This window comes from Kitasatospora sp. NPDC001119 (assembly GCF_053598475.1).
Window position 1 is genome coordinate 86,372 of the sequence record NZ_JBSFKI010000030.1, and the last position, 13,418, is coordinate 99,789.

Annotated in this window: 10 protein-coding genes and 1 pseudogene; 4 read left to right on the forward strand and 7 right to left on the reverse strand. The window is 71.8% G+C overall.

The annotated features are described in order from the left end of the window. Positions 1 to 9 precede the first annotated feature (9 nt). The 5 genes from ACWDD9_RS31435 to ACWDD9_RS31455 all read right to left on the reverse strand — a co-directional run bounded on the left by ACWDD9_RS31435 (position 10) and on the right by ACWDD9_RS31455 (position 6,218). Positions 10 to 1,131, reverse strand: a complete 1,122-nt coding sequence (locus ACWDD9_RS31435) for a lanthionine synthetase C family protein (protein WP_449813454.1) — start codon at positions 1,129 to 1,131, stop codon at positions 10 to 12. After that, positions 1,128 to 4,136 (reverse strand): lantibiotic dehydratase, encoded by a 3,009-nt coding sequence (locus ACWDD9_RS31440; RefSeq protein WP_449813455.1) that lies wholly within the window; start codon positions 4,134 to 4,136, stop codon positions 1,128 to 1,130. The genes ACWDD9_RS31435 and ACWDD9_RS31440 overlap by 4 nt, the downstream gene beginning before the upstream one ends. Positions 4,137 to 4,251: 115 nt before the next feature. Next, positions 4,252 to 4,449, reverse strand: coding sequence for an FxLD family lanthipeptide (locus tag ACWDD9_RS31445; RefSeq protein ID WP_375875845.1), 198 nt, complete (start codon positions 4,447 to 4,449; stop codon positions 4,252 to 4,254). 49 nt (positions 4,450 to 4,498) lie between these two features. Next, complete coding sequence (fxlM, locus tag ACWDD9_RS31450; protein WP_449813456.1) at positions 4,499 to 5,719, reverse strand: methyltransferase, FxLD system; 1,221 nt, start codon at positions 5,717 to 5,719, stop codon at positions 4,499 to 4,501. Positions 5,720 to 5,915: 196 nt separating this feature from the next. After that, entirely contained in the window at positions 5,916 to 6,218 is a 303-nt protein-coding gene (locus ACWDD9_RS31455; RefSeq protein WP_449813457.1) for a TfuA-like protein, read from the reverse strand. 433 nt (positions 6,219 to 6,651) lie between these two features. On the opposite strand from ACWDD9_RS31455, the gene ACWDD9_RS31460 reads away from it, so the two are divergent. Together ACWDD9_RS31460 and ACWDD9_RS31465 are read left to right on the forward strand one after the other, a co-directional pair. Then, positions 6,652 to 8,148 carry a helix-turn-helix domain-containing protein gene (locus tag ACWDD9_RS31460; RefSeq protein WP_449813458.1) on the forward strand — a complete coding sequence of 499 codons (1,497 nt, stop codon included), beginning with the start codon at positions 6,652 to 6,654 and terminating at the stop codon, positions 8,146 to 8,148. Further along, the gene (locus ACWDD9_RS31465; RefSeq protein WP_449813459.1) at positions 8,141 to 8,761 is read left to right on the forward strand and encodes a 2'-5' RNA ligase family protein; all 621 of its coding nucleotides are present in this window, start codon (positions 8,141 to 8,143) and stop codon (positions 8,759 to 8,761) included. The genes ACWDD9_RS31460 and ACWDD9_RS31465 overlap by 8 nt, the downstream gene beginning before the upstream one ends. A 565-nt stretch (positions 8,762 to 9,326) precedes the next feature. Here the strand turns inward: ACWDD9_RS31465 and ACWDD9_RS31470 are convergent. Both ACWDD9_RS31470 and ACWDD9_RS31475 read right to left on the reverse strand, forming a co-directional pair. Beyond that, positions 9,327 to 10,139: a hypothetical protein gene (locus ACWDD9_RS31470; protein ID WP_449813460.1), complete on the reverse strand. Its 813-nt coding sequence runs from the start codon at positions 10,137 to 10,139 to the stop codon at positions 9,327 to 9,329. Positions 10,140 to 10,173: 34 nt separating this feature from the next. Then, positions 10,174 to 10,366: pseudogene (locus ACWDD9_RS31475) on the reverse strand (hypothetical protein); the annotation flags it as partial. A 1,290-nt stretch (positions 10,367 to 11,656) separates the two neighbouring features. On the opposite strand from ACWDD9_RS31475, the gene ACWDD9_RS31480 reads away from it, so the two are divergent. Together ACWDD9_RS31480 and ACWDD9_RS31485 are read left to right on the forward strand one after the other, a co-directional pair. Further along, complete coding sequence (locus ACWDD9_RS31480; protein WP_449813480.1) at positions 11,657 to 12,577, forward strand: DUF6192 family protein; 921 nt, start codon at positions 11,657 to 11,659, stop codon at positions 12,575 to 12,577. A gap of 240 nt (positions 12,578 to 12,817) precedes the next feature. Then, positions 12,818 to 13,321, forward strand: a complete 504-nt coding sequence (locus tag ACWDD9_RS31485; RefSeq protein ID WP_449813461.1) for a hypothetical protein — start codon at positions 12,818 to 12,820, stop codon at positions 13,319 to 13,321. Positions 13,322 to 13,418 lie beyond the last annotated feature (97 nt).

Consider the following 13,418-nt stretch of genomic DNA (forward strand, 5'->3'; position numbering starts at 1 on the left):
CCCTTTCGGCTAGTTGAGGAGCAGGCAGGAGTCCCAGCCGGACAGCACCGTGCGGGTGGTGGCGGTGTGCCGGGCCAGGGCGGCGCCGGTGGCCCCGTCGAGCAGTCCGGCCGGGTCCTCGCCGGCCGGCGGCAGGTGCTCGGCGAGGAGGGCCAGTTGCTCGGCGAATGCCGGGCCCGAGCTGTCCTGGGTGACCCGCCACACCGTCTGGAACAGTCCGGCGGTCCCGTGGCACAGCCCGTCGTCGGTGACGCGGCTCAGCTGCGCGGGGTCGGTGAGGCAGCCGAGCAGCGCCGTCTCGGCCAGCTGCCGGCGGGCGGTGTCGCCCAGCGCGAGGCCGGCCAGTTGCTGGGCTCGGGCCAGCCCAGGGGTGCCGTAGCACCAGGACGGCCGCAGCGGCCCGCGCTGGCGGGTGCGGCGGGTGGCTTCTTCGGAGCGGGTGACGGCTTCGGGCCACCACGGTCCGGCCGCTCCCTCCTGGCGCCAGCCGTCGAGCCACGCGCAGATCGTCCGGATCGCCTCGATCTGGCCGGGCACGGACACCTGCCGGCGGACGGCGAGGGAAAGCAGCGCGAGGGGGCCGGCGATGCCGTGGGCGAGGCCGAGGTTCCCGTGCCCACCCGGATAGTCGGGCGAGCGCTCCCCGGACGGCGCCAAGTGCGTCCACCAGCCGGGCAGGCAGCCCGGAAGCGGTTCGGCCAGGCGCACCAGGTAGGCCAGGACGGCGGGCAGCAGGTCGCCGCCTCGATGGTGGCGCAGCAGGTGCGCGCCGATGCCGGTCATCCCGTAGAGCAGGTCGTACTCGCCGAACTCCGGCAGGTCGCCCCGGTCGATGCGGGCGTGCGCGGCCTCCAGCCGGGCTCGGGTCGTCGTCTTCACCGCCCGGTCCAGGGCCTGGACGGCGCGCTCGTAGCGGCCGGGGCCGATCGTCGCGGTGTGGACGGCGTAGGCGGCGGCCGGCGCCCCGTAGAACAGGCCCATGCCGTGACCGGAGCTGACGCCGCCGCGCAGCGCCGCCGCCAGGTGGGCGTGGACGCTTCCCCAGCTGCCCCGACCGCTGGCGGCCTGCTCGATGTGCAGCAGGGCGACGCCGGCCGCGCCCTTGGCGAGGGACTGGGCGGCCCGGTTCACCGCTGGGCCTTCGCGGTGTGGGCCAGCGCTGCGGCGCGGGCCAGGCGGTGGCAGAGCCGCTCGCGCTCCGGGTCGATTCCCAGCGCCCGCACGTGGTGCATGTGGAGCAGGGACAACAGCACCGACTCGTCGCCGGGGTCCGCCTTCTCGAGCCGGTCGCGGTAGGCGGCCAGCGCCCGCTGCCGCTGCTCCCAGGCGTCGGCCACGGCTCGGCCGGTGGGGGTCTCGCGCAGGGCGGCCCAGTCGCTGTCGGGGTTGCCCAGGGCGACGGCCTGCCGGTGGACGGTGCGGGGGACCGGGGTCGGCGGCGTGCCGCGGGCCGGGATGCTGGCGGAGAGCCGGTGCATCCCGGTGTGGATGCCGTTGAGGCCGGTGGCGATGGCCACCATGCTGGCCGCGGTGACCGCGCGCGGGTTGTGGGCGGTGTGGAGAAGTTGGGTGACGGCGGCGCGGGAGTCGGCGGCGAACACCGCCTCGGCGGCGGTCATCGCCGCGCCGTGCCCGTAGCGGCCGGCCTCGGGGTGGTAGGTGTCCAGCTGCAGATGGGTGATCAGACCCAGGTCGCGCAGCCGGGCGGCCCACGCCCCGAGGTGCCCGGCTGCCGGGCCATAGGCGGCGGTGTCCGGCAGCGGCAGGCGCAGCCGCAGGTGCGGATCGGGGTCCTTGTAGCGCAGGAACCACCACAGCGGGGTGTCGAACGCGGCGAGCAGTGCGGGCAGGTGGGCGGTCAGGATCTCGGTGTGCCGGTGCGGGTGGGCGTACAGCCTCGCGGACAGGTAGGGGGAGGATCCGGGCAGGTGGCCGCAGGTCCGCATCGCGACCGCGCCCCGGTGGCCGGGCCTGGCCGGCGGACGGGTGCCGGCCAGGGGCAGGGTGATCTCGTGGGGGCGGCCGTCGATCCAGCCGAAGGCGGCCGGGTCGGGCGCTTCGGTGAGTTCGGCCACCGGGTGGGCGTCCAGGTGGTCGCGCAGCAGCACCAGGTGGGAGCTCTCGCCGAGGTCCAGACTCAGGCGCAGGTCGTGCTGGGTGAGGAACACCCGGTCGGGGACACGGAAGCGGGACAGCCAGCCGGCGGCGGCCTGCTGCCATCGCGGCCACGGGGCGGTGCGCGGCGGCAGCGCGTCGGCGGGCAGGTTCCAGCGGGCCGGGGAGAGGATCGTGCGCCGGTAGCGGATCCGGGGGCGGAACGGCATGCGCCCGGCGGCGCCCCAGTCGAACGCGGTGTAGGTGGGGGTGTGGGCGGTGGTGATCTCGCACAGGAACCGGGCGAGGGGCTGGGTGTTGTTGCGGAACTCGATCGCGTTCATCACCCGCGGCTCGACGGGCCCGCCGGTGGACAGGCGCAGCAGCCACATCCGGTCCACGTCGCCGCACACCGCCAGGTCCTCCAGGTCGAGGACGGCGTGCGCGGGGTCGGGGTGCTCGGCGAGCGGGAGCAGCAGCGGGAGGACGGCGGGGGCGCGGCCGACGTTGGTGACGCGGGCGTGCAGCGGCGGGGCGCACACCTGCACCGGGTCGGCGTCGCCGTCCAGTGTCGGCAGCGCCGCGTAGGCGGCGGTCATGCGGTCGCGGTCGGCCGGGTCGAGCAGGTCCAGGAACCTGCCCGTGGTGGTGCCGGCCGCCCGGGGGGTGCCGGTCACGGTGAGGGCGAAGTCGCTCCGGTCCAGGTGCTCGCGGGTCGGCGCGGTGAGGGTGAACGTCAGCTCGGCGTGCGGCTGGACGCGGCCGCCGGCCGCCGGCCGCGCCAGGCTCTCGACGGCCTTGTCGTCGAGGACGGTCTCGAGGCGGCCCTCGACGGCGGCGGCCTGGGCCAGCGCCAGAAGCTCGGCGTCGCGGCCGTTCAGGCTCGGCGCGGGCAGCTCGTGCACCGAGTCGCGGTAGCGGGCCGGGAACCCGAGGCCGGTGTTCGGGTTGGTGATCTCCAGGACCGGGACCACGGCACCGCTCCCGTACCGCTCCAGGTAGCGGCCCCGGTAGTCACGCCAGGCCGGGAGCCCGCCGGGTTGCGGGGTGAGACGGGTCAGCACGGTGACGGCGGCCGCGGCCTCGCGCGCCACCGCCGTCGGCAGGGTGAGCGCGGCGTCGAGCCGCAGATCGACCATCAGCGGCTTCTCGGCGGCGGCGGCCCGCGCCATGGTGGAACTGGCACGGGCCCGCAGCTGCCGCCCGTGCGCACGGCCGGTGTTGTGTCGGTACAGGTCCTGATGGACGTCGCGCAGTACGGCGAGCAGCGGCGCGGCCGAGCCGATGCCGGCGGCTCCGGCCCGGTCAAGGACAGCGAGGACGTGGCCGAGCGGGTCGGTGGCCGTCATCGGCGGCCACAGCGCGGTCAGCAGCACCCGCTGGGCGACCAGCGCGCGAAGCAGCTGCCGGATCGCGGCGGGGTCGTTGCGGGGGAACTCCTCGGCGAGCCGGCCGGCCAGCTCGCCGAAGCTCAGCGGGCCCGCGGCCGCGCGCACCGCGGCTTCGACCGGGCGGGTGCGGCGTACCGCCACCTCCAGCGGGTCGCCGCCGTGGACGGGGTTGGCCTGCCACGGCACGACCAGGCGCTCGCCCCGGGCGAAGCACAGCGGGTTCGCGACCACCGGCAGCCGCTCCAGCAGCAGTTCGTCGCTCTCCAGACGGGCGAGGACGTCGGCCAGCCACGCCGCGTCCGGCCGGGCGACCGCTTGGTGCGCGTCGCCGAGGGTGAGGGAGAGTCGCTCGCCGAGGCGGGCGGGCGCAACGCCGGCGAACAGGCCGAACGGGGTGGCCCGGGACTGGGCCCGCAGCACGTACTTGAGGACCGACACGGTGATGCGCCGCACCTGTCGCCGTGTCCGGCCCCGCCCGTCGATCACCGCTCGGACCTGGTCGGCCAGCACAGGGCTCGCGGCCTCGACGGCCTCGGCGAACCGGGCATGCGACCAGACCATGTCCAGCCAGGCCCGCCACTGCTCCGCGTCCCCGCCGGCCAGGTCCGGCCAGGTCGGTTCGACGGTCAGGGCCCCCGCCCTGAGCAGCACGGCATCCACGGCACGGTACAACGCTCATCACCCCCACGAGAAGACGGAAAGGGCCCGGCGGGCGGGCGGGGACGTTTCGGCCCCGGCCCGCCCGCCGAACGTTCAGCTGTTCAGCTCAGGCGACGTTGCCGCCGCCGCTGGCGCAGGCGCTGCCGGAGCAGGTGCTGCCGCAGTTGTCGTTCGTGTCGCGCAGCAGGTCGGCGAACACGTCGCCGCTTTCGACGATGGTCGGGTCGAGGTCGAAGTCCGAGCCGTCGAGCGCGGCGACGTCGGTCTTCTCGGTCTCCGGCGCGATGAGCGTCCGAGGCGCCATGCTGATCCCCTCCTTGGGTGGTCGGTTCTCTCGGGTTACCCGGCCCGCTTCAGGGCCAGGAGATCGTGATGCGGGTGTGCCGCTTGTCGATGACGCGGCCCTCACCCAGCTGGCCGTCCGGCGTGGTCGCCGGGTGGACGGTGAACTGCGGGCCGGCGCCCGAGCGGTGGTCTCGGTCCCAGGTGCGGATCTGCTCGGCCAGCCGGGCGGCCAGCTTCGCGCCGTCCGGCCCGTAGCCGTGCGCGCCGAACTCGAACGTCGGGTCCTCGCTGACCTTGCGCAGCGCCAGGTAGGCCAGGCTCGACCCGTCGGTCGTCGCCGGGCAGGCCATGCGGTTCTGCGGCGCGGCGAGCTTGGTGTCCGGGGTGGCGGACAACATGCAGAATCCGGGCAGCACGGTGGCCAGCCACAGGTGCAGGGAGTCGAACGGCTCCATCCGGCCGACCGCCACCCCGGTCCACTCCTCGGTGCGCTCGCTGTCCAGGGCGCCGGTGAGCGGGCCGGCGTCGACCGGCGGTTCCTCGTCGAAGCGCAGCCCGACCTCCTCGCCGTGCAGGAGCAGCAGCTGCTCCTCGTGTGCGCCGACGCCCTGCATCCGCACGAAGCCGCACACCTCGGCGGACAGGCTCACCAGCCGGTCGCCTTCGCGGCGCAGGGTGATCGAGCGGGAGACGCCGCGCATCCGCAGCGGCACGGTGATGGTGCCGTGCTCGGTGAGTTGGTCGACCCAGGCCGGCGGGATGTCCCAGGCCCCGACGGTGACCAGGATCCGGTCGAAGGGGGCGCGGTCGGCGCAGCCCACCTCGCCGTCGCCGAGGACGACGTTCACCCGCTCGTAGCCGGCAGCGGCCAGGCCGCGGGTCGCGCGGTCGGTCACGTCCTGGTCGATGTCCAGGGTCGTGACCTCGCCGTCCGCCCCGACGATCTCGGCGATCATCGCGGCGTTGGTGCCGCTGGAGCCGATCTCCAGCACGTGGTGCCCGGGCTTGATGTGGGCCTGCTCCAGCATGAACGCCTGGATCCGCGGGGCGGAGACCGAGCTGATCGCGGTCCCGTGCTCGTTCCGCTTGGTGATCACGACGTCCTCGACGCCGTAGGCCTGTCGGACGGGCGCCTCCGGCACGAAGGCCTCGCGCGGCACCGTGCGGAATGCGCGCTCGACCGCGGCGGTCCGGATCTCGCCCATGGAGATCAGCTGCTCGACCATGGCCGTCCGCAGCTCCTCCGGGGTCTCCGTGCTGGTGGTGGCGGTCTCCACCGTGTCAGACATGCAGTGCTCGCTCTCAATGTGATGAACAGTTAACTATGCTGTCAGTAAGCGCAGTTGAAACTGGAAGCCTACGGCTCGGTGCGTCACTCCCGCCCGGCGGCCAGGTCGGCGACGGTCTGGCCGAGTGCCTGCCGCAGGAAGGCTCGCGCTGCGAGCTGGTCGCCCAAGGTCAGCAGCCCGATGTCGATCCACCGCGTCAGGTCCCGTCTGCGATCGGGGTCCGCGTCCGGCGGCAGCACCCGCAGGTGGCCGCTCGCAGCGCCCCGGTGCTCGCTACGCCGAACACCTCGATGCCGCGCCGCAGGGCGGCCAGGATCTCCTTGTGGCGCAGGGCCGGGCTCTGGTGGAAGACCCCGTCGATCAGCACGATCCGGTCGCCGTCGGCGATCGAGGAAGCGAACAGGTCGCCGTGCCGGGCCGGGCGGTGCACCCGGACTCGCGGGTGCCGCAGCACGGGCTCGCGCGGGCGCAGCGTCGGGCCGACGTACAGATGATTCATCGGATCCCCCAGGGAGGACATCCCGGTTCAGGAAGCGGGCGGTGACTACCACTCCTGGTCGACGCCCTCCGCGAGCACCAGGTCCTCCAGGGCCTGCGGTTTCTCCTCCGGGCCGGTGCTCGCGGCGATGGCGATGGCGGCGGACTTCGACAGCATGGTGCCTTCCTTCGAATCGCGCCTCTGCCGTCCGAGAGCGGACGCGCAGTGAACGGCGGTGGCACTACGGTCCCGTCTTCGACCCGCTGCGGCCACGGGCAGCGGTGACCGCCTTTTCCGGACCGGCGTCAGCTCGCTCACCTGGGCGGGAGTTTCGGAGCAGGCCCAGAAGAGGACAGTGCGTCATGTGGAAATCGCGGAGCGTGACCCATGTGGCGTAGTCGGGTCGCTACGGTGAGGTGGTCAGGCCGCTCACCGCACCCATCCGGGAGCCACCATGCCTCCACGCCCCAAGCCCGGATCCAAGACCCACCGGGACTCGCTCCGCACCGAACTCCTCGCCGTCGGCGCCCCGATCGCGACGATCGCCGCCGAGATGCGCACCAGCTTCGGCTGCCGTCCGCGGGAGGCCTGGCGCCACGCCCACGGCTGGACTCTCCAGGAGGCGGCCGACCGACTCAACAACGCCGTCGGCGCTGCCGGGCCCGCGACGGACGCCTCCCTTCTCGGCAAATGGGAGAAGTGGCCGGCCGCGGCGGGCCGACGGGTCACCCTGCGGGTGCTCACCGTCCTCGCCGAGCTCTACGGCGCCTCCCTGGAAGACCTGCTGGATCTGGAAGACCGCCGCGCCCTGCCCGAGTCCGATCTGCGCGTGCTGCGACACCAGGCCGCCGGCGATCCGGCCACGGCCGTTGCGGCGCCCCTTCCCCCGGTGCCCGACGTGCCGCTCAGCGGCGCCGAGCTCATCCACACCGCGGCCGACGAGTCGGCGCAGTGGACGCAGTGGGCCGAGGTCCCCAACTGCGGGCCGGTCAGCGTGGAGCAGTACGCCGCCGACGTCCGCGGCTTCGCCGCCGACTACCTCATGGCCCAGGACCCGCTGAAGGTCTACGGGCAGACCCACAGATCACTCGTCCGGGTCTGGGACCTGCTGTACGGGCACCAGAACCTGGAGCACCGCCAGAAACTCTTCGCGACCGCCGGCTACCTCGCCGCGATGATGGCCTGGATGACCAGCGACCTCGGACACAAAAGGCAGGCCGCGACCCACATCCGCGCCGCCATGGTGGCCGCCGAGATGGCCGCCGATCCGGCCCTCCAGGCATGGGTCGCCGCCACCCGCAGCAAGCTCGCGTACTGGGACGGGCAGTATCGCGCGGCCATCCAGCACGCCGAACACGGCGCCGCCCTCCAGGCACCCGGAACCGTCACCGTGCTGCTCCACTGCCAGGCCGCGGACGCGTGGGCGGAAGTCGGTGCGCACGCCGAGGCGAAGACCGCCTTCGGCCGAGCCGAGGACGCCGCCGGGCTCGATCTCGCCAACGCCTCCCACGACCAGGTCGGCGGGCTGTTCGCCTGCACGGACGGTCGGCTGGCCAACTACGGGGCGGGCATCTGCCTGCGCGGTGACAACCCGACCCGGGCGCTGGCCCACGCCGACCACGGGCTCGCCGCTCTCCAGCGCCAGGACGTCCGGCCCCTGGGCACCATCGCCCAGCTCCACATCACCCGCGCCGGAGCCCACCTGCTCGCCGACGAACCCGAAGGCGTCCTCGACGCACTCGCCCCCGTCCTCGCACTGCCCGCCGAACACCGCACCGCCCCCGTCCGCCGGCGCCTGCGCGACCTCGCCCGGGACGCCGCCGGATCGCCCATGGGCAACAGCGCCGCCGGACGCCGCCTGCAAGCCGTCGTGGAAACCGCCGTCCGCGAAGCCAAACTCGCCCTCTGCCTCGCCGGCCCGGACAGTGATTGGATCAGCAACCATGACTGACACCCCTGCGCGCATGGCCGATCACTGGTGGTGGCGCCCGGGTTGGGAACCGGGCACCCGCTGGTACACCTGGCACCTGACGTTCGACGGCGCCGACGACGTCCACCGCCTGGCCGCCGACTACCGCCACGCCCTGGCCGGCGTCCCCGGCCTCGACCTGGTCCCCGACCGCTGGCTTCACCTCACCATGCAGGGCCTCGGCTCCACCGCCGAGGTCAGCGAGGCCGACGCGCGCGCCATCGCCGACGCCGCCGCCCACCACCTCGCGAAGATCCCCGCGTTCGACCTCGCCCTGGGCCCGGCGATCGTCACTCCCGAGGCCCTGCTCCTCACCGTCGACCCGGCCGAGCCCGTGCGCGCCGTCCGCACCGCCATCCGCGCGGCCATCGCCGACGTCTGGCCCGAGGTCCCCGAGCCCGCCGACAACTTCTGGCCCCACGTCTCGGTGGCCTACTCCAACGCCGCCGGCCCGGCCCAACCGGCCGCCGACACCCTCACGGGCGTCACCACCTACCCGGCCACCGCCCGCGTCACCGCCGCCGAACTCATCGTCCTCGGCCGCGACCGGCGGATGTACGAGTGGGAGACCGCCGCCCGCGTCACGCTCGGCTGAACAGCGCCAGGTCCAGGCTCAGGCCGGCCAGGAGCGCCGGAGCCCGCTGCCCCACGCTCCTTTCCGCCCGATCCCACACCGGCCCGGGCCTTCGGGCCCGAACGCCGACCCGGCTGCTGAGCCAGCGGCGCTCGGCCCAGCGAGACAGGACATTCACACCGCTTCCCTCAACTACCTGACAACAGCTCGCTCGGCGTCGACTTCGCGATGCCCAGCTCCACCCGTGCAGCCGCCTGCGAACCGTGGCGCCCTATGAGGAACTGGGCCGCGATGCCGCGCTGCGTCCGTACGTCCGTCCTGACGGTCGAGCGCAGCAGCTCGGTGACGGTGGCGGCCGCCCGGACGCCGGCCGGCGCGTGGACGGCGCGGGCAGGGCCAGCGCGGCTCTGTGGAACCCGCGCAGTTCCGGTGGACAGCTGTACACCGGTGACACTGCTGCCCCATCAGTCTTTCGGAGTCACGGTAGCCAGGTCGACCCTACGGCCCGCAGAACAAGACCCACCAGCTGAATCACGGCTGAAAGGCCCACTGAGCGCCGGTTTTCGTTCCTACCGGTCTCGACCCGTTACCCCAGGAAGGGGTTGGGGCTGGCGGCGAGGCCGTCGGCGGTGAGGGTGTCGGTGAGGTGGGTGAGTTGGGGGTGGGTGGAGGCGACGGCGCGCAGGAGGTCGCGGACGCTGGGCGCGGGGTCGAGTCGGCGGCCGCGGCCGCTGGTGAGCAGCGGGCCGGCCTCGGGGCTGCTGTGGGGGGCGGCGGTGCGGCGGTGGGGCAGGTAGTCCTCGACGGCGAGGGCGACGGGCGCCGGGAGCTCCTGGAACTCGGTGCCGCCGCCCTTGAGGGTGACGAGGGCGGTGGTGCGGTGCTGCTCGCGTACGATGCCCTCGACGTCGAGCGCGACGGCCTGGTGGGCGCGCAGGCCGCGGCCGAGGACGAGGTAGCCGAGCGCGCGGGCACGGTGGGGCATCAGGCCGCTGTAGCGGTCCAGGGCGGAGACGTAGAGGGTGGACTCGGCGCGGGTGAGGGCGGGGCGGCCGGGGAGGTCGGCGACGGAGGGGCGCAGGGTCTTGGGGGCGGGGTTGACGATGCCGGAGTCGAACCTCTGGGCGTGCTGGTAGAAGCCGCGTACCGCGCTGACGAGGAAGGCGCGGGTACGGGCGTTGTCCGCGCCCTCGGTCCAGTTCCTGACGTCGCGGCCGCCGGCGGTCCAGACCCGGTCCCCGATGTACGCGATCCAGCGCATGACCTCGCGCGGGTAGTTCAGCCGGGCGCTGTCGCCGAGCGGGGTGGTCGTCAGCCAGTCGGCGAGCACCTGCTCGGGGTCGGGGCGGAGGACTGGGAGCTCTTCCTCGGAGGTGGGCTCGCCGGCTGGGATGTGCATGGGGCCCAGGGTGTCACAGGCCGGTCGGGGAGGTGTCGAGCCGGGTGTTCTCCCGCTCGCCGTACGCCTCCAGTACCGAGGCGTCCTCGATGTCCAGGTGCTCGGCCGGGTATGTTGCGACTTCGTCGGCACGTCGGTCGGGTCGTCCAGGAAGAACCGCTCCAGCTCCGCGCGCGGGTCGGCGCTCCTCGGAACGCCGTGTACCCCGCGGCCTGCTCATCCGTCAGAACTCGACCGGCATCCCGAACCGCGAGGCGGTTGAGCAACGCGACCGCCGAAGGTTCAGCCACGATGAAAGCGTAGTCAACGGGTTCTGGAGAGTGGGGAGAGGGTTTAGCGCCAGTGTCGCTCCGATGTTCCTCGCCCCCGAGACAAAGGCTGTCGGCGCGGCGGCGGACCCGTCGCCGCCAGGGGTCGTTCCTGGACTCTGGCCCGATTGAGGGCGGCCACGTCCTCGTCTTCCACTGGCCCCTTCCCGGACTCCGCCAGGAGGGAATCTCTCGGGCTCCTGATAGAACGACTCTCCATGGAGACGCGTCGTCCAGATTCCCTCAGTGACTTTCTATAACAGCCTTACCGTCACCAACTACCCTGGTCAGCCTTCCGAACCGCCGTTTCCACGCGTACGTGAGGGGCGCGCGCGGCGACGGCTAAGTGCATGGCTAAGGCCTAGGGCTGTTATAGAAAGTCACTCTGGAGTGGTGCGGCGGCCCTGTGCCCGCTGGAAAGCCGAACCGAAGGCGTTGGCCACGCGATGGTGGCCGGCCCCTTCGGTTTCCGACTGTCAGCAACGCAGGTGCACTGCTCAGGGACAGGGCCGCCCGGTCGAACCCGCTCCACTCCGACAATGTGCCGCACCTTGACCGGGCGCACGATCACCGCGACCCGCTGCTCACCCGGCATGGTCCACCCGGAAGCGCTCCACACCGAGGTACTTGCGGGCCAGCCGGTCCATCCGGCCGCACGCCTCCTCGCCCTCAATGAAGCGGGACACCACACCACTGATCTACACGCGGTCGAACGGATCGGTGGCGACGACTGGCTTTATACATGAGTTGTGACAGCGGGCGCGGGGAGAACCTGGCGCCCGCCCTGGCGAAGGAGAACGGGAACGGCTGACCCCGCGCTCGCGGGGAGGACCTCAACCCCCCGACCACCGCCTACCTGGCGAACGTTTGTGCATCTCCCGTACGAGCGCCTTCCCCCGGCGGACAATGTCCGCCCAGACGGCGGGATCGATGTCATTGATCGCGGGAGAGCCGTACACCGAGGACACCTCCTTGCTGCCGTCCCGGATCCTCGATTCCAGCATCCCTCCCGCGGCAGCCCAGTGGTAGCGCAGCCGGTCGGCCGTTGGTCAGAGGTCGGGAGTGCTGGGCAGGGGTAGATTGGTTCGTAGGCGGCACTTGCGGCTGTCGCGGGATGTTGTTGCTTCCCGCAGCCCAGCGGGCGGACAGCGCGCGAGCACCAGCTCGACGGTGTTCGGTACACGGGCGAGGAGGCTCCTCGTGACAACCATGACACTTCCCACCGGCTACACCAAGGCCGAATGGGAGCCGATCGTCCGCAAGGGGCGAAAGCTGGTCAAGCAGAAGACCAGCATTCAGTTCGCACTGGGTGATCTCGTGATCGAAGCGTTGGAAGGCCATCCTCGCAGGCGGGGCGAGGTCACCGAGGTCACCGAGATGCTTGCTCACCAGATCGGCATCAACGCGCTCACGCTTCGAAACCACTATGAGATTGCGAAGCAGTGGCCGGAGGCCAAGCGTCGCGCGGACGTGTGCTACTCGGTGCACGCGGAGCTTGCCTACGTCCGAAGTCGCTACGTCCTGATCCGGAAGGACCCGTACGACCCGATCTCGAAGGAGAACCGGTGGACGGTGAACGAGGCGGAGAAGGTCGCACACCGGGCCTTCGACACGCCGAGCAACAGGGATGAACGGCTGGCCAGGACCCGGAGGCTGCTGCACAGCGACGAGGACGCGGCCGAGGTCGTCAAGGAGATGATCACCCGGCCCGAGGTCCGCAGCCGAGTGGTGGCCGACCCGAGGTCACGGAACATACTGCGGGAGGCTCAGCGCGAGCACTGGCGGCAGGTCGACGAGGAGCTCGAAGCCGAAGCCGAGTTCGCGCCGACCGAGGACGCCGCAGAGGTTGAGGAGTTCGTCGAGGAGAAGGAACCGCTGGTCAACTACAAGGAAGCGCCTCTGGAGATTCTACGGCTGATCGGGGCGTTCGCATCGTTCTTCGTCTCCCTGCAGCGGATCATCCCCGAGATCCACGCCCAGGACTACAACGAGGAGACGAAGGCGGCGGTACTCGACAACGTCCACAAAGCGCGGATGCTCCTCGACTGGTGCGAGAGCGCCGTCAAGACGGGCCGTACCGACATGGACAAGGCATTGGCGAGCCTGCTGGAGGACGAAGAGGGTGAGTAACCGTGGCCACGCAGCGCCGCCGTGCGCCGCACGACAGCGGAGAGGACATGTGGAACCGGGTCGCTAAGGCCGGCGACGGCGGCTTTTCCCAGGATGAGGCCATGGGCGGGCTCACGATCGCCCGGTTCGAACGGACAAGGCGTGGATCCGGGACCATCTGCCTCCGGACACAAGGAAGATCGTCGACCAGGACGGATACTACGTGCTGAGCGACGATAAGGACGAAGAAGGCGAGTAGCAATGACGACGACGCGCCGCCGGGCGGCGCACGACAGCGGAGAGGACATATGGAACCGGGTGGTCGTGGCCGGTGACAACGGCCTTCCCCGGGACGAGGCCATGGGCCCGCTTACACCCGCCCAGTTCGAACGGGGCAAGGGGTGGATCCGGGACTCCCAGTGCGGGAATGAGAAAACCGGGTTCGTCCTGGTCCACAGTCGCTATGCGGCGACGAACAATGTCGACATGAACAAGCTGTACGCGACGCTACGGTTGCAAAGCTTGTACAAGTCGGTTGAGCGTGTTTACAAGTGCGCCCTGGTGAATCTTCCGACGGACGCCAAGAGTGACCTGTCGATCATGGTGTTGCTCAAGACCTGCGACGACATCTTCAGAGCGATGGAGTTTCTCAAGGAGACAGGATTCTCGGCGCAGGCCGCAGCGGACGCCGTGCAGGAGAAGCCAAAGGCGTCTACGGCATCGACTAGGGGCCGGAAGACGTCGGGTGCCGCCGGACGGCGTTGAATCCGATCTCTGGAACGAGTCGGGCCCACGACTAGGGTGGGCCCGACTCGCATGTCGAGCGTCACAGTGGGGATGACTGGCCGCAAGTCGAGGCCGA

Bases quoted from the DNA above. Each gene is read 5' to 3' on its own strand.
- ACWDD9_RS31470 (WP_449813460.1), bottom strand. From the start codon at position 10,139: ATGCACATCCCAGCCGGCGAGCCCACCTCCGAGGAAGAGCTCCCAGTC.
- ACWDD9_RS31480 (WP_449813480.1), top strand. From the start codon at position 11,657: ATGACACTTCCCACCGGCTACACCAAGGCCGAATGGGAGCCGATCGTC.
- ACWDD9_RS31445 (WP_375875845.1), bottom strand. From the start codon at position 4,449: ATGGCGCCTCGGACGCTCATCGCGCCGGAGACCGAGAAGACCGACGTC.
- ACWDD9_RS31455 (WP_449813457.1), bottom strand. From the start codon at position 6,218: ATGAATCATCTGTACGTCGGCCCGACGCTGCGCCCGCGCGAGCCCGTG.
- fxlM (WP_449813456.1), bottom strand. From the start codon at position 5,719: ATGTCTGACACGGTGGAGACCGCCACCACCAGCACGGAGACCCCGGAG.
- ACWDD9_RS31460 (WP_449813458.1), top strand. From the start codon at position 6,652: ATGCCTCCACGCCCCAAGCCCGGATCCAAGACCCACCGGGACTCGCTC.
- ACWDD9_RS31485 (WP_449813461.1), top strand. From the start codon at position 12,818: ATGACGACGACGCGCCGCCGGGCGGCGCACGACAGCGGAGAGGACATA.
- ACWDD9_RS31465 (WP_449813459.1), top strand. From the start codon at position 8,141: ATGACTGACACCCCTGCGCGCATGGCCGATCACTGGTGGTGGCGCCCG.